At 70.0% G+C, this 20,207-nt stretch carries 22 protein-coding genes; 14 read left to right on the top strand and 8 right to left on the bottom strand.

Annotation, left to right across the window (positions count from 1 at the left end):
• The first annotated feature begins 20 nt into the window (after positions 1 to 20).
• The 4 genes from ACFWBT_RS22750 to ACFWBT_RS22735 all read left to right on the top strand — a co-directional run bounded on the left by ACFWBT_RS22750 (position 21) and on the right by ACFWBT_RS22735 (position 1,650).
• A complete protein-coding gene (locus ACFWBT_RS22750; protein ID WP_266761505.1) occupies positions 21 to 272 on the top strand; it encodes a hypothetical protein in 252 nt (83 codons plus the stop codon).
• 93 nt (positions 273 to 365) lie between these two features.
• Positions 366 to 743 (top strand): TadE family protein, encoded by a 378-nt coding sequence (locus ACFWBT_RS22745; RefSeq protein WP_266761507.1) that lies wholly within the window; start codon positions 366 to 368, stop codon positions 741 to 743.
• Positions 743 to 1,186, top strand: a complete 444-nt coding sequence (locus ACFWBT_RS22740) for a TadE/TadG family type IV pilus assembly protein (RefSeq protein ID WP_385703166.1) — start codon at positions 743 to 745, stop codon at positions 1,184 to 1,186. Before ACFWBT_RS22745 ends, ACFWBT_RS22740 begins: the two co-directional genes overlap by 1 nt.
• The gene (locus ACFWBT_RS22735; protein ID WP_385703163.1) at positions 1,183 to 1,650 is read left to right on the top strand and encodes a pilus assembly protein TadG-related protein; all 468 of its coding nucleotides are present in this window, start codon (positions 1,183 to 1,185) and stop codon (positions 1,648 to 1,650) included. The genes ACFWBT_RS22740 and ACFWBT_RS22735 overlap by 4 nt, the downstream gene beginning before the upstream one ends.
• A gap of 51 nt (positions 1,651 to 1,701) precedes the next feature.
• On the opposite strand, the gene ACFWBT_RS22730 is transcribed toward ACFWBT_RS22735, so the two are convergent.
• The 7 genes from ACFWBT_RS22730 to ACFWBT_RS22700 form a co-directional block, all read right to left on the bottom strand.
• A complete protein-coding gene (locus tag ACFWBT_RS22730; protein WP_385703160.1) occupies positions 1,702 to 2,589 on the bottom strand; it encodes a DUF4279 domain-containing protein in 888 nt (295 codons plus the stop codon).
• A 9-nt stretch (positions 2,590 to 2,598) separates the two neighbouring features.
• Entirely contained in the window at positions 2,599 to 3,015 is a 417-nt protein-coding gene (locus ACFWBT_RS22725) for a DUF4279 domain-containing protein (protein ID WP_385703157.1), read from the bottom strand.
• Positions 3,015 to 3,719, bottom strand: coding sequence for a hypothetical protein (locus ACFWBT_RS22720; RefSeq protein ID WP_385703155.1), 705 nt, complete (start codon positions 3,717 to 3,719; stop codon positions 3,015 to 3,017). Before ACFWBT_RS22720 ends, ACFWBT_RS22725 begins: the two co-directional genes overlap by 1 nt.
• 72 nt (positions 3,720 to 3,791) lie before the next feature.
• Entirely contained in the window at positions 3,792 to 4,121 is a 330-nt protein-coding gene (locus tag ACFWBT_RS22715; protein WP_266761533.1) for a hypothetical protein, read from the bottom strand.
• 34 nt (positions 4,122 to 4,155) lie between these two features.
• Positions 4,156 to 4,299 carry a hypothetical protein gene (locus ACFWBT_RS22710; RefSeq protein ID WP_385703152.1) on the bottom strand — a complete coding sequence of 48 codons (144 nt, stop codon included), beginning with the start codon at positions 4,297 to 4,299 and terminating at the stop codon, positions 4,156 to 4,158.
• Between the two features lie 24 nt (positions 4,300 to 4,323).
• Positions 4,324 to 4,527, bottom strand: a complete 204-nt coding sequence (locus tag ACFWBT_RS22705) for a DUF397 domain-containing protein (RefSeq protein WP_385703149.1) — start codon at positions 4,525 to 4,527, stop codon at positions 4,324 to 4,326.
• A 7-nt stretch (positions 4,528 to 4,534) separates the two neighbouring features.
• Positions 4,535 to 5,386, bottom strand: a complete 852-nt coding sequence (locus ACFWBT_RS22700; RefSeq protein WP_385703147.1) for a Scr1 family TA system antitoxin-like transcriptional regulator — start codon at positions 5,384 to 5,386, stop codon at positions 4,535 to 4,537.
• Positions 5,387 to 5,616: 230 nt separating this feature from the next.
• Here ACFWBT_RS22700 and ACFWBT_RS22695 point away from each other — a divergent pair, with 230 nt between their 5' ends.
• The 6 genes from ACFWBT_RS22695 (at position 5,617) to ACFWBT_RS22670 (ending at position 12,584) form a co-directional block, all read left to right on the top strand.
• On the top strand, positions 5,617 to 6,018 hold the full coding sequence (locus tag ACFWBT_RS22695) for an ATP-binding protein (RefSeq protein WP_385703145.1): 402 nt from the start codon (positions 5,617 to 5,619) through the stop codon (positions 6,016 to 6,018).
• A 160-nt stretch (positions 6,019 to 6,178) separates the two neighbouring features.
• Positions 6,179 to 6,442, top strand: coding sequence for a hypothetical protein (locus ACFWBT_RS22690; protein ID WP_385703142.1), 264 nt, complete (start codon positions 6,179 to 6,181; stop codon positions 6,440 to 6,442).
• 294 nt (positions 6,443 to 6,736) lie between these two features.
• Positions 6,737 to 9,766, top strand: coding sequence for a BTAD domain-containing putative transcriptional regulator (locus ACFWBT_RS22685; RefSeq protein ID WP_385703139.1), 3,030 nt, complete (start codon positions 6,737 to 6,739; stop codon positions 9,764 to 9,766).
• Positions 9,767 to 9,952: 186 nt separating this feature from the next.
• Positions 9,953 to 10,690: a prepilin peptidase gene (locus tag ACFWBT_RS22680; RefSeq protein ID WP_385703137.1), complete on the top strand. Its 738-nt coding sequence runs from the start codon at positions 9,953 to 9,955 to the stop codon at positions 10,688 to 10,690.
• 72 nt (positions 10,691 to 10,762) lie between these two features.
• Positions 10,763 to 11,977, top strand: coding sequence for a cyclic dehypoxanthinyl futalosine synthase (gene mqnC, locus ACFWBT_RS22675; protein WP_385703134.1), 1,215 nt, complete (start codon positions 10,763 to 10,765; stop codon positions 11,975 to 11,977).
• 7 nt (positions 11,978 to 11,984) lie between these two features.
• Positions 11,985 to 12,584: a hypothetical protein gene (locus tag ACFWBT_RS22670; RefSeq protein ID WP_385703131.1), complete on the top strand. Its 600-nt coding sequence runs from the start codon at positions 11,985 to 11,987 to the stop codon at positions 12,582 to 12,584.
• Between the two features lie 20 nt (positions 12,585 to 12,604).
• On the opposite strand, the gene ACFWBT_RS22665 is transcribed toward ACFWBT_RS22670, so the two are convergent.
• Positions 12,605 to 13,642, bottom strand: coding sequence for a chitinase (locus ACFWBT_RS22665; RefSeq protein ID WP_385703128.1), 1,038 nt, complete (start codon positions 13,640 to 13,642; stop codon positions 12,605 to 12,607).
• Between the two features lie 318 nt (positions 13,643 to 13,960).
• Here ACFWBT_RS22665 and ACFWBT_RS22660 point away from each other — a divergent pair, with 318 nt between their 5' ends.
• The 4 genes from ACFWBT_RS22660 (at position 13,961) to ACFWBT_RS22645 (ending at position 20,088) form a co-directional block, all read left to right on the top strand.
• The gene (locus tag ACFWBT_RS22660) at positions 13,961 to 14,368 is read left to right on the top strand and encodes a hypothetical protein (RefSeq protein WP_385703125.1); all 408 of its coding nucleotides are present in this window, start codon (positions 13,961 to 13,963) and stop codon (positions 14,366 to 14,368) included.
• Between the two features lie 19 nt (positions 14,369 to 14,387).
• Positions 14,388 to 16,760, top strand: a complete 2,373-nt coding sequence (locus ACFWBT_RS22655; RefSeq protein ID WP_385703122.1) for a bifunctional polysaccharide deacetylase/glycosyltransferase family 2 protein — start codon at positions 14,388 to 14,390, stop codon at positions 16,758 to 16,760.
• A 387-nt stretch (positions 16,761 to 17,147) separates the two neighbouring features.
• Positions 17,148 to 18,317: an acyltransferase gene (locus ACFWBT_RS22650; protein ID WP_385703187.1), complete on the top strand. Its 1,170-nt coding sequence runs from the start codon at positions 17,148 to 17,150 to the stop codon at positions 18,315 to 18,317.
• 235 nt (positions 18,318 to 18,552) lie between these two features.
• Positions 18,553 to 20,088, top strand: a complete 1,536-nt coding sequence (locus tag ACFWBT_RS22645) for a M12 family metallo-peptidase (protein ID WP_385703120.1) — start codon at positions 18,553 to 18,555, stop codon at positions 20,086 to 20,088.
• Positions 20,089 to 20,207: the final 119 nt, after the last annotated feature.

Below are 20,207 nucleotides of genomic sequence, written 5' to 3'. Positions count from 1 at the left end.
CTTCGAGAGGACAACTCACCATGAACGGACGGAACTTCAGCACCGGGATCCCGGGGGTGGACTTCCTGATCACCTTCCTCCAGGGGCGGGTGCAGCGTGCCCGCTCCGGCGAACTCGACCGGGGTGCGTCCGCGGTCGAGTGGGTCATCATCTCCGCCGTCGTCGTCGCCATCGTCGGCGTGGTCGCCGCGATCATCAACGCGGCGCTGAGCGACGGCGCCAACAAGGTCGGTGACTGCATCAGGGGCACCGACGCGGGCAAGACCTGCTGATTTCATACGGGGATACGGGTGCGAGCACGTCGAGGTGTACGTCGCTGGGTGCGCCGCAGGGTGGAGGCAGCCTCCGCCCGCGGCGACTCCGGCATGACCGCGATCGAGTTCGTGCTGCTCACTCCGGTGCTCTTCTTCATGATCTTCGCGACGGTGCAGTTCGCGCTGTACTTCTTCGCGGACCATGTGGCCCAGGCGGCGGCCCAGGCCGGCGCCCGCAAGGCCCGCGCCACGGCCGACGCGCAGCCCGGCGCCTGGCGCGGCGAGGCGCGTGACGTCGTCGACAGTTACATCCGCCAGCTCGGCCCGCAGCTGGTGCTGTCCCCGGACGTGACGCTGCTCCAGCCGGAGCAGAACACCGTGGGCGTCGAGATCACGGCGAGGGTCCCCTCTGTCTTCCCGGGCCTGGACCTGACGGTGCACGCGCAGTCGTCGGGACCGGTGGAGCGGTTCGTGGAGGAGGAGAACTGATGCGAGCAGAGGCCCTGTTCACCGTCCTCCGTCAGCGGATGTCCGGCCGCCGGCGCGACCGGGGGCTGTCCACGATCGAGGTGGTGATCCTCGCCCCCGTGATGATCCTCTTCATTCTGGTGCTGGTGGCCTTCGGGCAACTGGTCGACGGGCGCGGCGCGTTGGACGGCGCCGCCCGGGACGCGGCGCGCGCGGGCTCGATCCAGAAGGACCACGCGACCGCCATCGCCGAGGCGAGGAAGGCGGCCGAGGCCGACCTCGCGGATGTCTGCTCGGGCCCGGTGACCGTGACACAGACCAGCGCGGGCTTCGAACCGGACACGCTCTTCACCGTCGAGGTGAGCTGCGAGGTACGGGGCCTCGCGATGCTCGGCCTCGACGTCCCCACCACCCTGGAGGCAAGCTTCAGCTCCCCGCTCGACCCGTTCCGGAGGACGGCGTGAAGCCGCTCTCCGCGGTACGCGGCCGGATCGCGGCACGCCGCGCGCGTCTCGACGACCGCGGTTCGGGTGCCGGCGCGGTCATCATCTTCGCGCTCGTCTTCCTGTCGCTCTCGGCCTTCGTCATCGACGGCGGTATGTCCATCTCCAAGCGGGAGCGCGCCGCCGACATCGCCGAACAGGCGGCCCGTTTCGCGGCGCAGGACATAGATCTCGACTCGCTCTACGAGAACGAGAACGGCCCCGCGCCCATCAACTTCGAGAACTGCGGCGCCCGCGTCAAGGCGTTCGCCCGCGAGATGGGCATGTCCGGCGCCGACATCGCCGCCACCCACTGCGTGACCGCCGACGCCGAACAGGTCGAGGTCGAGGTCCAGCTGACCTACTCGCCGGTCTTCATCGGCATGTTCTACGGCGGCGACGTGACCGTCCACGGCAGTGCGGTGGCGGAGAACGAGGTGGGCTGAGGCCGGTGCCTGGGGGCGATCGTCTTCGCGTGGCCCCCGGCCGGACGCCGCTCAGTCCATGTCGATCCCGAGATCCCGCGTCAGGATCTCCAGCAGCCGTATCTCCGGCACTTCCGGAACCCGGTGGTGGGCCTTCCTGATGTGCGTGACGAAATCCGGGGGCAGGGAGACGTGGTACTTGCCGAGGTAGTAGGGGAGGTCCTGGCGCCACAGCCAGGTTCCGTCCGTGTAGAGCGAACCGATGCCGGACAGGTCAGGAGCCTCCGGGTCCAGGACGTCGGGTCCCGCGCTCATCTCGCTCCAGATTCCGGCACCATGTCGGAGATAGGCGATGATCTCCGCCTCGTCCGGTTCTCCCGTCGCCTTCACGGAGTCCCGCAGGGGTCCCTCCAGAGGGAGTCCCCACCCCGGGGCGAGTTCGGAGAAGAACCCCGCGGGGCGAACCGCCTGAGCCCCTCGGTCGCGTTCCTGCCCTCGGGGCTGATCCCGGTGCGATCCGTCCGGGACCGGCAGCCAGTCCAGGAGCTCCTCCGATCGAGTGGGAGGATCGGCGTCCGTCGTGAGGGACACCGGCAGCTCCAACTGGGCCGCTCGCGCCAGTGCGTGAGGGGAGAGGAAGGTCCGGGACCCTCGCTGCACGTGGCCGCTCAGGTCCAGCCGAACGACGTGTCCCCGGTGACGGACGTCCTGGATCTCCTTCAGGGACGGGGAGATGAGGTCGATGAGTTCGTCGATCACTCCGTCGAAGCCCTGGTGAGGCTCACCGGTCACCTGGATCGCCCAGCATCCCTCGCCGGGGCGAAATGACGAACCGGCCGTCGGCTCCCTGGACAAGGTGGGCGCGATGCCCAACTCGGCGGTGATCTCGCGCGGTTTCAGGTTCCGCCCGGTGATGAGAAGCGCGGCTTGGGGCGTTCCCCATGAAGCGAACAGTTCCACGGCGGCTCCTCACCGATCGCTGACGCTGGTCGTGACCGTGACGGGAACGCGGAGGGCGGCCGCCCTCTGGACGACCTCGGGGGGCAGCACGAACGTGGCACCGCGGCCGACGAAACCGAAGAGGTCGATGTGGATGCCGTATCCCTGGGCGGCCAGTCGGGTCAGTGCGGAAGAACGGGGTTCCACCATGTCCAAGAGGGTCCGGAGCTGATCGCTGATTCCCCCTGGCATTCTGTCGTGGACCTGGAGTGTCCAGAGGCCGTCTTGAGACGATTCCGGACCCTGGCGATCGCTTCCCGGTTGCCGAACCGACGTCGGAGGCAAGGAGAGCGCCCGGGAAACGAGTTCCGCGTCCAGGTCCGGCTTCCGGACGACGAGCTTCACGGCAGTTTCGACCCGCGGGCCTTCACTGTGCGTGTACTCCATCAGGCGCCCTCGTCGTCGAAGGTGACGGGGCTGTACGTCTTTGCGTAGGCGGCAAGGAAAGCGGTGGCTTCCTCGGGAAGCGGAAGGGGTGTCGCGGCGACGTAGTCGAGGAGCCGTTTCGGCGCGTAGTAGTCGACGAAACGGTATTCCACCCGGGCCAGGTCGGCCGCGTCGGCATACCGATGCGCCACTCCGAGGGATCTCAACAGATCGGAAAGGCCGCAGGTGCCGACCTGGTCGCCGAGATCGATGGGGAGGCGATAGCGGGTCACGTCGGACGGTGAGACCGGAAGCGTTCCCTCGCCGATGGCCCGGAGTTGGGGGAGACCGAGGCCGAGCCACGGGCCGCACTTCTTCACCACCATCCAGCGGTCGGACACCTGGCTCTGGAAGATGTCGCACTCGTCGCCCGAGAAGACGGGAAACATTCCCAGGCCCATCCGCGTGAGCGGTGGGAGGGTCCCGGTCCCGTCCAGGCTGTCGACCTCTTCGTGTCCCGCCTGCACGAACCGAAGGAACTCGCCGTGGAATGCGGCGCGTTCGTCGGATTCCTCCAGGCAGGAGAAGTGGAGATTGCCGTCGAGGTAGGAGGGCGAGGCGGCCCACAGATCCGGAATGAGCCGGTATCCGATGACCTCTCCGCACCAGCCATCGACCGGAGGGGCCGGCGTGCCGCAGATCTGGCAGCAGTTGACGTCGTGCATGGATCTCCTGCCAGCGGTCAGCTCCTCGGGGCGAGGGGGCGAGGGGGGCGGGATGCCCTGGCCGCCGTCGGGCTACTTCTCCCCGCCCTTCTTCTCCGTCTTCACTCCCTCGGAGACGTCCTTGGCCAGCTTGTCGTCGAGCTTCTTGAACTCGCGGACGACGGCCTCGGACATCTCGGCGAGGGCGTCGAGGGCCTGGCCGATGTCCTCGCGGCCGTCCTCCCAGCCGGACTCGAAGTCGTCCAGGGCGTCGTAGACGGTGTGGTCCCCGAGGTCGTCCTTGAAGGACTCGAAGAGCTTCTTGGTGTGGTTCAGCCGGGTCTTGATGTCCCGCAGCCGCCCGCCGTAGTCCTCCAGCTCGCTCAGCGGGAGCGCGAGGTCGCTCTTGCCGCCACCGCCCATGTCGGTTCCTCCTCCTGGAGCTCTGAAGTTTCGGTCATGCGAAGCGGAAGGTGCTGGTCACCGCGTCGAAGATGCCGTGGAACGCCTCGGCCAGGTCCAGCACCGGACTGGCTCCGGAGACGAGAACGACCTGTTCGGTGGTTCCCGGGACCGGGATGCACGTCTGGGCCAGCGCCATACGAAGGGTACGGGTGAAGGGGTGTTACGACCGGGGTGCGGTGACCGTTCCGCTGCGTATGGCCTGGAGGAGGTGGCCCACGGGGGCGGGGTTGGTGGAGAGGACCGTGGCGGGGTCGTCGGACTCGCGGAGGTGCAGGGTGGCTTGGGTGGAGGCGAGTTCGACGCAGGAGTCGCCGTCACCGGGGCCCGAATAGGACGACTTCTGCCAGTTGCCGGGGGTGCTCATGGGCGTCTCACAGCTCCTTCGCCAACCTGTGGATGAATTCGCGAGACCGGGCGGTCCCCAGCGACACATCCTCCACTTTACGGAAAAGTGTTCGATAGGCGTCGAGTTGGTCCTCGGCGTCGATGAAGGCGGCGCCTTGGGGTGCGTCGCGTACGACGGTGTCCAGCTTCGGTACGAGGCCTCCCGCGTAGGCCATGGCGCTCGTGGCGCCGCCGAACCCTTCGAGGTCGAAGGGGATGACTCGCACGGTGATGTGGTCGGCTTCGGAGAGTTCGAGCAGGTGGGTGAGCTGGGCCCGTGAGGTTGCGCGGTCACCGACCATGATGCGCAGCGCCGCCTCGTGGACGACCCCGTCGTACCGCGTAGGGGTGGGGCCTTCGAGTATCAGCTTGCGCTGCATGCGGTGCCGGACGCGCAACTCGATCTCGCCGTACGGGAGTTCCGGCACTCGGTACGAGAACACCGAGCGAGCATAGTCCTCGGTCTGGAGGAGGCCCGGGATGTGCAGGAACTGGGCTTCCCGGAGAAACGTGGCGTGGTGCTCCAGTTCGGCGAGGTCGAGAAAGGGTGTGGGCAGCAAGCCGCGGTACTGCTCCCACCATCCGTGCGTCCGGTCGGTCGCCATGGCGACCAGGGCGTCCACGAACGCCTCGTTCGTGCAGACGTAGTGGGCCGCGAGGCGGCGCAGCCGCTTCTCGCTGACACCCGCGAGACCCGCCTCGATCTGGCTGATCTGAGCTGGGTTCACTTCGAGCAGGGTCGCCGCCTCGCGAGACGCGAGCCCTGCCACCTCGCGGAGTCTGCGCAGTTCGACCGCCAGGCGCGTCTGACGTGCCGTTGCGTCGCGCCTCAATGCCATCGGGTCCCCTCTCAACGCGCCTGCGGGCGCGACTCGTTCGGGGTCAGATTACGGGACCGGCTTGTGAAACCTTAATAAGTAGGTCTACGTTCGGTGACGTAAAGAACACTCTGCGGTACTTCGAGGGTCCGGAAGCGCACCACTCCGTCCTGCCGTGACGGCTGTGGCACTGCCACCGCCCGGCGCCGCCGAGCTCGGTCGACTCCTCATCTCACGAACGGAGTTCACGCATGCCCGAAACCGAACCCTGGACCTACGTGCTGCACATCCCCCAGGACGACCGTGCGGTGACCGTCTGCCGCCGCACTGTCCGTCTGATCCTGACCCTGCACGGGCTGATCCGCCTCGTGGACGTGGCCGAGCTGCTGGCGGCGGAGCTGGTCTCCAACGCCGTACGGCACACGAAGGGGCCCGCCGCCCTGCGGCTGCACTGGCGGGACGGGGTGCTGCGGATCGGTGCCTGGGACGCGAGCCCGGTGCCGCCGCCGCACGATCTGGTGGCGGCCCCCGACGCGGAGGTGGGCCGGGGTCTCGTCCTCGTCCGGGCCTGCGCCGACGACTGGGGCTGGCATCCCCTGCGACAGGGCGGCGACAGCGGCAAGTACGTGTGGTGTGACCTGGCCGCGGCGTAGTCGTTGATCGCGTCGGACTGCCCGGGCGGCATTCGCTGACCGTACGGCCGCTCGTCCTGGAGCAGGACAACGTTCCGGTGATTGCGGACGAACGAGAGGCCGAGCGGGACGTACCACTCGTGCCTGGTCGATCCAGGCGAAGCAGATCTGGAGGGACCTGATGGCCGCGATCCACTACTTCTTCCGGCACCCGGTGGCTGAGCAGGTGCGGGAGGAGGGCCGAGAGGAAGGCCGGGAAGAGGGCCGGGCCGAGTCTCATGCCGAGATGACGCTGCGCATCCTCGAGTGGCGCGACATCCCCGTCTCGGGCGCGGTCCGTGAGCGCGTCCACGCGAGCACCGACCTCGAGCAGCTCGAGACCTGGGAGAGGCGTGCGGTGAACGCGAGGACCGCGGAGGGTCTGTTCGCCGACGACGTGACCTGAACCGTACGCGGAAGGAAGTCTCCAGGGGCACGTTGCGGATCTCAGGGTGTGAACGGGGCGTTTGTGCGGAGAGCGTGAGGGCCGTGGCGGTGTGGTTGCGGGAGCGTGAAGGTCGCGGGGTGGCGAGGGGGGCCGGGCGAGGCGGCAACTCGGGTTTACGGGGCGGTTGGTGACGAAACGGACGGCCGCTTCCCGTGGCCCCCTGCCCGGCCTTCGACGCCCTCCGTAAACTCTCAGTAGGCTCGGTTCACCCCTGACCTCACGCCCTCCCCAAACGACCCCAGGACACCCGCCATGGCGCGACGCACCACTTCCAGTTCGACGGGCGGTTCGCCGGGTCCGAGGAATCGGACGCCGCAGCCCCTGCCCCGGCGTCGCCGGACGTTCGGTGACTTCGTGAAGGCGTTCGGGGCCTTCGTCGCCCTGCTGGTGCTGCTCGTCGGCGTGCCTGGCGCGCTGGTCGTCAGCGTGGGGTGGCCGCTGCCGCACGGAGCGCCCCACTGGGACTGGCTCCAGCAGGAGATCACCGTCGGCACGTTCATCCGCGTGCTGACGGTCATCGTGTGGTTCGCGTGGGCGCAGTTCACCGCGTGTGTGCTCGTCGAGGTGAAGGCCGCGCTGTCGGGCGTCGGGCTGCCCAACCGGGTACCGGGCGCCGGGGCGAGCCAGTTGCTGGCCCGTCAGCTCGTCGCGGCGGTCCTGCTCGTCGGCGCCGCCGCCGCGAGCTTCACGCCGGGCCTCTCGCAGCTCGGCCAGAGCCTGGAGGGCAACCAGCACGGCTCCGTCGCCGCCGCCCAGCAGACCCCGGGCGGGCTGTTCGGGCAGCAGCGGGAGCAGGCGGCCGCCGGTGCCGCGGCCGCGGTCGCCGAGCAGGCCGCCGACGCGGCCGCCGACGCGGCGTCCCAGGCGGACAGCGGCGGCTCCGCCGAGCACGGCGACACGAAGTACTACCGGATCCAGCCCCCCGAGGGCCGGCATCACGACTCGCTCTGGGAGATCGCGCAGCGGCACCTCGGTGACGGGCGCCGGTACAAGGAGATCTACCAGCTCAACAAGGACCGTACGCAGCCCGACGGGTCCAAGCTGTCCGAGGCCAGCCTCATCCGGCCCGGCTGGATCATGGAGATGCCCGGCGACGCCCACGGCGGCGAGCTCGTCGAGATGCCCGACGCGACCCCCGAGGTCTCGGAGCAGGTCCAGGGGCAGATCCACGACTACGCGAGGACCGGCGACCACCAGCAGGGCGGCGGCAAGCAGGGCGCCGACGGCGGTCGGCGGGCCGACCAGGGCGACCGGGACACCGCGCACATCCACGTGCCCCGGCAGCGGCCCGGCGGCGACAGCGGCCGGGGGGCCGAACGCGCACCCGCCGAAGCCGCACCGCACGCGCGGAACGAACAGACCTCGCAGACGGCCTCCGAGGAGAGCGGCTTCTCCTTCGGGCTGCCCGAGACCCTCGTCGGCGCCCCCCTTCTCGCCGCCGGGCTCCTCGGCGCCCTCGGCCGGCGCCGCCGCCAGGCCCTGTGGCAGTCGGCTCTCGGCGCGGTCGGCGGACGGCGCGGCATGGAGCCGCCGGTTCCGACCGGGTCCGCCGCGGACGCCCAGGACGCGCTGCTCGTCGGCGCCGACCCCGAGGGCGTACGCCTTCTCGACCTGTCGCTGCGCGGACTCGCGGCCGCGCTCGCGGACGAGTCGCGCCCCCTGCCCACCGTCTACGCGGCCTGGCTCGGCGGCAACGGCGATCTGCACCTCCAGCTCGCCCAGCCGGCCGGGAAGCCGCCCACGCCGTGGCAGCTCGGGCAGGACCAGACGTTCTGGATGCTGGCGCGGGCGGACGCCGAGCGGTACGAGGAGGTCGACACCGCCGCCCCGTACCCGGGCCTCGTCAGCCTCGGCACCATGGACGACTCGCGGCTGCTGCTCAACCTGGAGGCCGTGCCCGGCATCGTCTCCCTGAGCGGGAGCGCGGCCGACCGCGCGGGTGTCTTCGCCTCCGTCGCCGCGGAACTGGCCACCAACGGCTGGTCCGACCGCATGACGATCACGCTCGTCGGCTTCGGCGAGGACCTGACACCGCTCGCGCCCAACCGGCTGCGCCACCTCGACGACGTCGAAGCGCTCGTCGAGACCATGGAGGCCGAGACGCGGCAGCGGCGCGGCGCCCTCGGCGCGGCCGGACACGACTCCGTGCTCACCGGCCGCACGGGGCCCGCCCAGCACACCCGTTGGGCCCCGCACCTCGTCCTCCTCGCCGTCGAACCGTCCGCCGAGGACGCCGTCAAGCTCGCCGAACTCGCCTCCGAAGCGAGCCGGTTGGGAATCGGCTACCTCGTCGGCACCGAGTCCGGCGATCTGCCCGGAGCCGCCTGGGAGATGGAGATCACCGACCAGGGCAAGCTGCTCGCGCCGCTGCTCGGCCTCGAACTCGACGCGCAGATGCTGCCGGTCGCGCAGCAGCGGGCGGTCGTGGAGCTCTTCGTCGAGGCGGACCCGGATCGCGGGCCCGACGGGCCGACGAACTCCCCGCCGTTCCTCGTCGACATCAGCGAGCAGGGGCGGCCCGCCGTGTACGCGCGGCTCGTGGGCCCGTACGAGATCATCGGTCTGGAGACGCCGGACGGCGAACGCAGCCCGCTGCTGCACGAGGCGCTGGCACTGCTCCTGCTGCACCGCGAAGGGGTGCACCCGCGCGTGCTGTCCTCCGCGCTGTGGCCGCGCGGCGTCACCGACGACGTGCGCGACGCGCTCGTCGAGCGGTTGCACGGCTGGCTCGGCAACGACGCCGACGGCACACCCCGCCTCGGCACCGACGCGACCGGGCGGCTCACGCTGGCCAAGTCCGTCGTCTCCGACCTGGACGTGCTGCGCTCGCTCTACCACGAGGCGACGCAGGGCAAGGGCGTCAACAGCCGTGTGGTGCGCGGGCGGTTGCTCACCGACGCGCTCGTCCTCGTCCGGGGTCCGCTGCTCGCAGACCGTCCGCAGGGGCGCTACGGCTGGCTCACCCACGAGATCATCGACGCCCAACTGCCGCTGCTCGTCGCGGACATCGGGCTCGCCCTGTCCGCGTTCCATCTGGAGAAGGACCGGGCGGAGAAGGCGATCGAAGCGCTGAACGCCTCGATGAACTCGGCACCGGCGGACGAGCGGCTGTGGAACGAGCTGCTGCGCGCGACGCAGGCGACGGGGGACAACGACCGGTTGAAGCGGCTCGCCGCCGATCTGGTCGCCCGCAGCGGGGCACGGGGACTGCCGCCCCGCACGGAGGCCCTGCTCGACGAGCTGCTGCCGGCCTGGCGGAGCGGCGCCACCGCGGTGGGATGAGCCACGGCGGCCCCGGCCCCGACGACGCGATCGCCCCGCGCCGCGGCTGAACGGCTGAGGCGGGGGCGAAACGGGTGGGGCGCAAGAGGTGGGCGAAACGGGTGGGCGAAACGGCCGGGGCTGAACGGTCGAGGCCGATGCCGGCGTCGCCGTGGCCGTCGTAACGGATTCTTCCTGGGGGAACGCGTGGATCTCGACCTCTGGCTCGTCGTCGTCGCCGCGCTCTGGGGCGCGGCGGCCGGGCTGCTGGTGCCCCGGCCCGCGTACCGCCTCGCCGTCGAGCCGGACGAGCCGTGGCGCGACCGCTGCCCCGACGGGCAGCCGATCACCGGGGTCGCGCGCGGGTGGCTCGGGCTCGCCAGGTCGCCGGGCGGTTCCTGGTACGGCCCCGGCACCCTCCTCGTCCCGCCGGCCACCGCCCTGGTCTGCGCCGGGCTCGCCCTCGCGACCGGTACGCGTCCGGAACTGGGCGCCTGGCTGCTGCTCGCCCCGCTCGGCGTCCTGCTCGCCGTGGTGGACTTCCGGGTGCAGCGGCTGCCGGACGCGCTGACCCTGCCGCTCGCGGTGGCGGCGCTCGCGCTGCTCGGGGTGGCCGCCGCCCTGCCCGAGCACGCGGGGGAGTGGCTGACGGCGCTGTTCGGGGCGCTCGCGCTCGCAGGCGCGTACTTCGTGCTCTTCCTCATCAACCCGAACGGCATGGGCTTCGGCGATGTGAAACTGGCGCTCGGCCTCGGGGCGGTGCTCGGCTGGTACGGGTGGAGCGTGGTGTTCCTGGGGACCTTCGCGGGCTTCCTGTTCGGCGCGCTCTACGGGGTGGTCCTGGTGATCGCGCGGCGCGCGGGGCGCAAGACGTCGATCCCGTTCGGCCCGTTCCTGATCGCGGGGGCGTACGTGGGGCTCCTGATCGGGGCTTACGCGGCCTGACGTCGGTCGCCGCGACGAGCTGGCGTAGGGTGGTTGGGTCTGTCCACAACCCTTACGAAAGGGACGCTCCCGGTGACCGAGAAGGCCGACCTTACGTCTTTTGATGTCACAGCCGTCCTCGACCGTGCCGCGGAGGGTGGGCGGATCACCCCGGAAGAGGCGCTCGTCCTCTACCGCGACGCCCCGCTGCACGCGCTCGGCGCCGCCGCCGACGCCGTACGCCGCCGCAGGTACGCGGGTACCGAGCACATCGCGACGTACATCATCGAGCGGAACATCAACTACACGAACGTGTGCGTCACGGCGTGCAAGTTCTGCGCGTTCTACGCCGCCCCCAAGGACACCGCCAAGGGCTGGACGCGCGACCTCGACGACATCCTGCGCCGCTGCGCGGAGACCGTCGAGCTCGGCGGGACGCAGATCATGTTCCAGGGCGGACACCACCCGGACTACGGCGTCGAGTACTACGAGAAGCACTTCGCCGCGATCAAGGGCGCGTACCCCGAGCTGGTCATCCACTCCCTCGGCGCGTCCGAGGTCGAGCACATGGCCCGGATCTCCAAGGTGACGGTCGAGGAGGCCATCCAGCGCATCCACGCGGCCGGTCTCGACTCGTTCGCCGGCGCCGGCGCCGAGCTGCTTCCCGCCCGGCCGCGCAAGGCGATCGCCCCGCTCAAGGAGTCCGGCGAGCGGTGGCTGGAGATCATGGAGATCGCGCACGGGCTGGGCGTCGAGTCGACGTCCACCATGCTCATGGGTACCGGTGAGACCAACGCCGAGCGCATCGAGCACCTGCGGATGATCCGTGACGTACAGGACCGGACGGGCGGCTTCCGCGCCTTCATCCCGTACACCTACCAGCCCGAGAACAACCACCTCAAGGGCCGTACGCAGGCGACGCTCTTCGAGTACCTGCGGATGATCGCGATCGCCCGCCTGTTCCTCGACAACGTCGCCCACATCCAGGGCTCCTGGCTGACCACCGGCAAGGAGGTCGGCCAGCTCTCCCTGCACTACGGCGCGGACGACCTCGGCTCGATCATGCTGGAGGAGAACGTCGTCTCCTCCGCCGGTGCCAGGCACCGCTCCAACCGCATGGAGATCATCGACCTGATCCGCAAGGCGGGCCGCGTCCCGGCCCAGCGGACCACGACGTACGAGCACATCCTCGTCCACGTCGACCCGGCGAACGACCCGGTCGACGAGCGCGTCATGTCCCACATCTCCTCGACGGCGATCGCGGGCGGCACGGCTCACCCCGAGCTGAAGCTGCTGGCCTCCAACTAGCCACGCCGTGCTGACACTTCACGTAGCCGAGCAGTCGACCGGGACCTCGGTCCTGGTCGACGGGGCAGCCGTCGCCGCCGTCGGCCCGTACGAGGAACTGGCCGCCGCCCACCCGAGCGCGAGGGTGCGGCGCTGGCCCGGCATTCTGACGCCGGGACTGCTCAACCCGTACGGCCCGGAGCTCCTGGAAGCCATGTACCACCCGGACCCGCGCGAGGCCGACGGCTTCGGCACCGAACCCATCGGCGGGGAGCGGGCCAAGCGGATCTTCCGCGCCGATCCCGCACGCGTCGGCGCGAGCGCGCGGCGCGGGATCCAGCGGATGCTGGCGCACGGCACGGTGGCGGTGGCCGGGGAGCTGCGGTCGCGGGCCGTGGCCGACGCGGTGCGCAGGGTCGGCCTCGCGGTGGGACGGCGGCCGGACCGGCTCGCGGGTCCGGCCGCGCTGTCGCCGACTCCGCTGATCCTGCTGCCGGGTCTCGTGCCGGGCGGTCCCGCCCGGTTCGCCGTGTTCGACGTGGCCGACCGTGCCGAACTGGTCCGGCGTGGTGCGGGGACCTGCGTGGCGACCGTGATCGGCGGGCGGCTGGTGTACCGCGGCCGCTGATCGCGGCACGTGTCGCCGGCTCAGCCCGCGAACGCCTTCGCGAACGCCCCCGAACTCTGCTTCACGCCGCTGCAGTCGGTCGCCGCGTCGTCGGTGTTGTCGCCGTCGCCGCACTGCTGGTCCCGGAACGTCGACCACATCGACACCCAGGCCACGCCCTTCTTCTCGGCGAACTCCCGTACCTGCGCCGCGTCCGAGAGGCCGAACGTCTCGTTGTCGACGTCGTTGACGCCGATCATCGAGGTGAGCGCGAGCCCCTGCCAGGCGTTCGCGTCCGACAGCCCGAACACGTCCTTCAGCTGGTCGTGGGCCGCCTCGGCGGACGTGACCGCGTAGTCGCCCATGTCGTCGGCGTACGAACTCCCGTAGTTCATGGTCATGATGTTGACCGTGGAGACCTTCACGGAATGGTCGTTGGCGGACTCCAGGAGCGCCAGGCCGTCGTCGTCGAGACCGGAGGGCATGACGGGCAGGGTGAAGGACACCGTCAGATCGGTGCGTTCCTTCTGGAGCAGCCCGATCGCCTCGGAGCGCAGCGCGACCGAGTCGGAGTCGGTCAACTGGTCGCCCTCGACGTCGAAATCGGCCTGGGTGGAGCCGGCCGCGTCCAGCGCCGCGCCGTAGGCCGCCGCGAGCTCGCTCGCGCTGTCGCACGTCGACGCCAGCTCCTTGCCGGACGCGCCGCCGAACGACACCCGCACGCTCGCGCCGGACTTCTTGAGCGCCGATATCCGGGACTGCACGGCCGTGTCACCGATGGCGTACGTCCCGTTCCAGCTCGGCGTGCAGTCGTTGCCGTCGGAGATCACGAAGGCCAGGTTGTAGGCGGTCGGCGACCCCGCCGAGTCGGTGGCGGAGGCGGTCGTGGCGCTCACGTACGGGGCGTACGAGGTGGCCGACGAGTCCGACGCGCTCGGGCTCGGTGACGGTGCCGCGGCCGACCGTCCGGGCGGCGCGGACGCCCCGTCCGAGGCGTCGTCGCCGCCCGAGGAGCACCCCGCACAGGCCAGGGCCACCAGGCAGACGACCCCTGCGGCCGGCTTCAGGAAATTCCTCATTGCGCACGCACCCGCTCTCGTGATTTCTCGTGATTTCTGTCTCAGGTCGGAAACAAACGGTCGCTCCCCGACTGGAAATGTGTCACATCCGGACCCGAATACCGAATGGAGATCATGCAGGGGAGTCGCGGGGGAAAGTGCCGGCAAAGGGGATGATCCGGACTTTTGCATGGTGCAAATCTTCCAAATCCATCGGGCTTGAGCTGCGAGGATGGTCCTTGAATCTCATAGAGAAAATACAGGTTGAGGCATCTCTCATGGGCTGCTCACACGGAAAGCAGAGTTTCTGCCACATAGAGGCGTCCTAATGTCTGGGGAATGCAATCCGAGTCCGCCATCGAAAACCATGCCCCGGTGCGTGGCCGCCGCCGCAAACGCGGCAGCGGGGCCGTGGACGGCCCCGTGTTCGTTGACAACTCCGGGCGCCGCGCCCGCATGCTGCGCAGAATCGGCACGCTCGTCGGCATCGTCTGCCTCGGCTACGCCGTCGTGCTCGGCATGGCCTTCATGGGCTGGGGCACCTCGCTGACGCCGTCCTCGCTCCTCCCCTTCGACGGTGGCCAGGCCGGTTCCGCACCCGGCGGGGGCAACGGGATACAGCCGGGCGGCATCGCCCCCAGCGGCGCACCGACCGGCACCCCGCCCTCGGGTCCGCCCACCGGGTCCGCGCCCTCCTCCGCTCCCACGACAACCGCCGGGGCGTCCGCCTCCACCGGCGCCAACTGACGGGGACGCACTCACCCTCATGACTACGACGACGCCCGCGCGCGGCCGTCGGCGCGCCCCCTCCACGATGGAGCGGGCGGCCGGCAAGGCCGCGGCGCTGCAGAAACCACGCGTCATCCTCGCCCTGCTGCTCCTGCTGGCGCTCACCAGCGTGATGCTGCTCGACGGCTATCTGCGCTCCGAGATCGGCAACGACGCGCGGGTGCGCGACGGCGCGGCCTACGACAAGGTCCCCGAGAAGATCCTCGACGGCGGGCCCATCCTGACCTTCGACAACGGCACCGCGACGACGCAGTCCGTGCCGAAGAAGACGATCGTGCTGACCTTCGACGACGGGCCGACCGCGAGCTGGACGCCCGAGGTCCTCGAAGTCCTCGAGAAGAACGACGTCGAGGCCACCTTCTTCGTGGTCGGTTCGATGGTCTCCCGCTACCCGGACGTGGTGAAGACCCTGGTGGACCAGGGCAACGAGGTCGGCATCCACACCTTCACCCACGTCGACCTCTCCTACCAGAGCACCACGCGCCTCCAACGTGAGCTGAAGCAGACGCAGTTGGCCCTCGCGGGGGCCGCCGGCGTCACCACCACGCTGTTCCGCGCCCCGTACTCGTCGGAGATCAACGCCGTCGACAACTACAGCTGGCCCGTCTACAAGGAGCTCGGCAGCCTCGGCTACACCAGCGTCTTCGTCGACACCGACAGCGACGACTGGAAGAAGCCCGGTGTCTCGAAGATCGTCAAGTGGGCGACGCCGAAGAAGAACGAGGGCGCCATCGTCCTCATGCACGACGCGGGCGGTGACCGCTCGCAGACGGTCGAGGCGCTCGGCGTCTACATCAAGAAGATGAAGGCGAAGGGCTACACCTTCACCACCGTCAGCGGTGCCCAGGCCAAGCTGAACCAGGCCGCGGCCCAGGCGCACGGCACCGGAGGAGCCACCGGGTCGACCCTGCCTCCCGGTCAGCAGACGGGCGGCGGGCAGACGGGCGGCGGGCAGGCGAGCGGCGGGCAGACCGGCGGTGGGCAGGCGAACGGGCAGCAGGCGGGCCCCGGTTCGGCCGGTACCGCCGCGAGCGCAGCCGCGCAGGCCGCGCAGCGGAAGGCCACCGGCGCGACCCTCTACGAGGGCAAGGCACTCGTCTACGCCGTGGCGGTCGCCGAATGGGTCGTACCGGCGCTGTCCTGGTTCCTCGTGGTCGTCGGCGTCGCCGTCATGGGCCGGTTCGGGATGATGCTGATTCTCGCCCGCCGCCACTACCGGCAGCGCAACCGCAGACGCGGCAGGGGCGGAAAGTTCAGCTGGGGGCCGACGGTCACCCGGCCGGTGACCGTGATCGTGCCCGCGTACAACGAGAAGGAATGCATCGCCAACACCCTGAGATCGCTGGCGAAGAGCACGCATCCGATCGAGATCATCGTGGTCGACGACGGTTCCGAGGACAACACGTCCGAGATCGCCGAGTCGCTCGGCATGCCGAACGTCCGCGTCATCCGGCAGGAGAACGCGGGCAAGCCGGCCGCCCTCAACAACGGTGTCCGCAACGCGCGGTACGACATCGTCGTGATGATGGACGGCGACACCGTCTTCGAGCCGGACGCCGTGCACCAGCTCGTGCAGCCCTTCGCCGACCCGGAGATCGGGGCCGTCGCGGGCAACGCCAAGGTCGGCAACCGCGACACGATGATCGGTGCCTGGCAGCACATCGAGTACGTGATGGGCTTCAACCTCGACCGCCGCATGTACGACCTGCTGCGCTGCATGCCCACCATCCCCGGCGCGATCGGCGCGTTCCGCCGGGACGCGGTGCTGGAGGTCGGCGGCATGAGCGAGGACACGCTCGCCGAGGACACCGACATCACCATCGCCATGCATCGCGCGGGGTGGCGGGTCGTCTACCAGGAGCACGCCAAAGCCTGGACGGAGGCGCCCGGTTCGCTCAAGCAGCTGTGGTCGCAGCGCTACCGCTGGAGCTACGGCACCATGCAGGCCCTGTGGAAGCACCGCAAGTCCCTGACGGACAAGGGGCCTTCGGGCCGCTTCGGCCGCGTGGGCATGCCGCTGGTGGTCCTGTTCCAGATCGTCACACCGGTCTTCGCGCCCCTCATCGACGTGTTCACCGCCTACTCGATGATCTTCGTGGACTTCCAGGCCGCGCTGCTCGCCTGGCTGGCCGTTCTCGCGGTCCAACTGGTCTGCGCCGCCTACGCGTTCCGTCTCGACCGGGAGAGGTACCGGTACCTCGCGATGCTGCCGCTGCAGCAACTCGCGTACCGCCAGATGATGTATCTGGTTCTGATCCACTCCTGCGTCACGGCCCTGACCGGCGGCCGCCTCCGCTGGCAGAAGCTCAAGCGCACCGGCGAGGTCGGAACCCCGGCAGGAGTGAGCTAGATGAGCTGGGGCGCGGATCAGCAGGGGCAGGGGCAGCAAGGGCAGGGGCAAGGGCAGGGGCCGCAAGGGTACGACCAAGGAGGCCACGGGTACGGCCAGACGCACGGGCGGCAGACGCCTCCTCGGCCGTACGGGCAGGGGTATCCGCAGCAGCCCGGCGAGTCATACGGCGAGGCGTACAGCCAGGGGTACGACGAGACGTACGGCCAGGGCTATGGCGCCGGGTACACACAGCCACAGCCACAGCCACAGCCACAGCCGCCGTACGGGCAGTCCGTGCCGTACGGTCAGCCCGCGCCGTACGAGGAGCAGTGGCCGTACGAGGAGCAGTGGCCGTACGTCTCCGAGGAACCGGGAGCCCTCTCGACGACGGCACCGCAGGCACCGGTGCCGGCCGACCCCTCCCCGCACCGGCCCTCTCCTTCTCCGGCCCCGGCTCACGACGAGCCTTCGGCCGACGCGGAGGCCGCCTCGCAGGGCTCCCCTCCCGAGAAGCCCACCGAGCCGGCCCCGAAGGCGCGAGCGGGGGGCCGCGACCGCTACTTCGACGCCCTCCGCGCCGTCGCCCTGATCCGTGTCGTCAGCTACCACACCTTCGGCTGGGCCTGGGCGGGCCTGGTCTTCCCGTCGATGGGCGTGATGTTCGCGCTCGCCGGAACGCTGATGGCCAAGTCCCTGGAACGCCCCGCGGTCAAGGTGGTCCGAAGCCGGATGCGGCGCCTGCTGCCGCCGTTCTGGTTCTGGGGCCTCTTCGTCGTGGTCGCGATGATGATCCACGGCTGGATGCCGGGCTGGCAGATCGTGTTCTGGATCGTCCCGGTCGGCGACCCGCCGGGCAACGAGTGGGGCGTCCAGGCCTGGGAGATCCTCTGGTACCTGCGGACGTACCTCTGGTTCGTGCTGCTCTCCCCCCTGCTCCTGAAGATCTTCCGCAGGGCCCCGATTCCGGTCCTGCTCCTCTCCCTCGTCCCGGTCGTGGTCTTCCAGTACGGCTGGCAGCCGCCGTACGACCGCTTCGGCAGCGCTCTCACGGACCTCGCCACCTACCTGTTCTGCTGGCTCGTCGGCTTCGCGCACCGCGAAGGGGTGCTCCAGCGGCTGAAGCCGGGTGCAGTGGTCCTCGCGTCGCTCGCCGCCCTCGCGTACGGCGGCTGGTACGCCCTCGCGCACCAGGCGGAGTTCGGCACCTACGACCTCGACGAGATCCCCCTCGCGCAGACCTTCTGGTCGGCGGGCTTCGTGACGCTGCTGATGTACTTCAAGGCGTACTACGACGTCGACTTCGCCTGGCTGGCCCGCTTCAAGCGACTCGACCGCATCGTGACGATCTTCAACGGGCGGGCGGTGACGATCTACCTCTGGCACGAGATCGCGCTGATCCTGGCCGTCCCGGTGATCGACCGGTTCTGGAACGTGCCCGCCTTCGAGAAATGGCTGCCGCTGGAGAGCCAGTGGTTCATGTTCGGCATCGGCTGGGTGCTGATCTGGATCGCGATCCCGCTGTTCGGCTGGGTCGAGGACGTGGCCGCGCGCAAGAAGCCGAGACTGCTGCCGTGACGTCCGCTCCGAGGGCGGGTCGCGGACCCGGCCCGGCGGTGTCGCGGGGCTGGGTCAGGGGGTTCGCGTGGCCTGCGACCGTGCGGTTGATCAGCGCCGCCACCTGGGCATGTCCGTGCCGGTAACCGGGTGAACCTCTCCACGGGTGGCCGTGCGAGCACGCTTACAACGAGCTCGCGCGATCTTGGTTACGGAACATGAGGCGAAATTCCCCACAGAGAGGCTGACGTACCCCATGCGTCGTTCCCTGCTCGCCGCCTCCACCGCGGCGACCGCCCTCGCCGCCGCCCTGTCACTGGCCATGAACACACCTGCCGCCGCCGGAGCCGGCGGCGGGCACGACCGCGAGCCCTGGGTGAAGCGCAGCGCCGTGATGCGTGCGAATCCCAAGGACTTCCATTCGCTGTGCCGCAAGCCGAAGGACGGGGTACCCGAGCGCCGCACCTTCCCGCTCTTCGAGCACGGCAAGGGCTTCAAGGCGATCGAGGACTTCAGACGCCTGGAACCGAACGGCACCGTGTTCTGGTCCGGCCACGACCCGAGACATCCGGAGAACACGATCTCCGTGTCCGTCATCGGGGCGTGCACGGCCGGGCCGGTCACCCTTTCCGGCGAGATCGAGGCGGGCTTCCGCCAGTATCTGTACAAGCCGCTGGCCAAGCGGCCGGGCAAGTACCTGCTCCAGGAGATCGATGCCCTGAAGCTGCCCCCGAGCGGCCAGGGCGTCGACACCGTGACCGCGCCGCCGACCAGGGCGGTCAAGCCGCACAAGCCGGGTCTGCGGATCGCCACCCCCGACAACCCCGCGGCCATCGACATCGTCGTCGCCTACACCCCGGCCACCGTCACCGAACTCGGTTCGGTCGCGGCGGTCCAGAGCCGGATCAGTTACGGCGTGAACCAGCTCAACAGGGCACTCGCGACCAGCTACGTGCCGGCCAGCGTGCATGTCGTCAACACCTACGAGACCCAGGCGACCGGCGTCGCCCGTGAGAACGCCGGAACCCTGCTGAGCATGATCAGCAACCCCACGAACCTGACCCTCGGTGCCACGGCCGCCGTCCAGCGGACCGCTTTCGGCGCCGACCTGGTGGCCCTCATCGCCGCCATCCCCGCGGAGGACAGCTCCGGGCAGGCCAACCTGCCCACCCCGGCGGGCCCGACCACCAGCAACAACGCCTTCTCGGTCACCAGCGCCTTCTCCATCACGGCGTGGGAGAACCTCGCGCACGAGATCGGCCACAACTTCGGTCTCAAGCACGACCGCAAGACGGTGGTGGCCCAGGGCGGCACGACTCCCGTGGGCACCGACAACTACGGCTGGGTCACCGCCGACCAGCGGCACCACACGATCATGGCCTACTCCAGCGCCTGCACCCTGGCGTGCGCGGTCGTCAACCAGTACTCCAACACCGCCAACCTGCTCAACGGCCAGGCACTCGGCGACGAGAACAACAACAACGCCGCCAACGCGACGAGGGCCGCCGAGTATCTGGCGGGCTATCGGAACTCCCTGGTCACCAACCGGCACTCCCTCACCATGGCCTCCAGCCCCGTCGCCGGAGGCAGCCTCAGGCCGAGCGAGTACGGCCCGTACGACCCCGGTACGCAGGTCACCGTCACCGCCGAGCCGAGCCCCGGCTTCCAGTTCAGCGGCTGGCAGGTCGACGGTGTGCTCCAGGCCGACACCACGCTCAACTACACGATCACCATGGACGCCAACCACACCCTGACCGCGCTGTTCACCGAGATCCCGGAGACTGCGCGGTAGGACCCGGCCCGCGGCAGAGCCCGTCGGGCCGGCTGCAGGAGCCCGCCCGCCCGACGGCGGACACCGGAGCGTCGGACAGCGCCGCACCCGCCCCCGTGGTTCAGGGGAGCGGGTCTGTC

It is taken from the genome of Streptomyces sp. NPDC060027 (assembly GCF_042737005.1).
Taxonomy (GTDB): domain Bacteria; phylum Actinomycetota; class Actinomycetes; order Streptomycetales; family Streptomycetaceae; genus Streptomyces.
The sequence above is the reverse complement of the archived record's forward strand: the minus strand, read 5'-3'. Positions and strand labels throughout refer to the sequence as shown.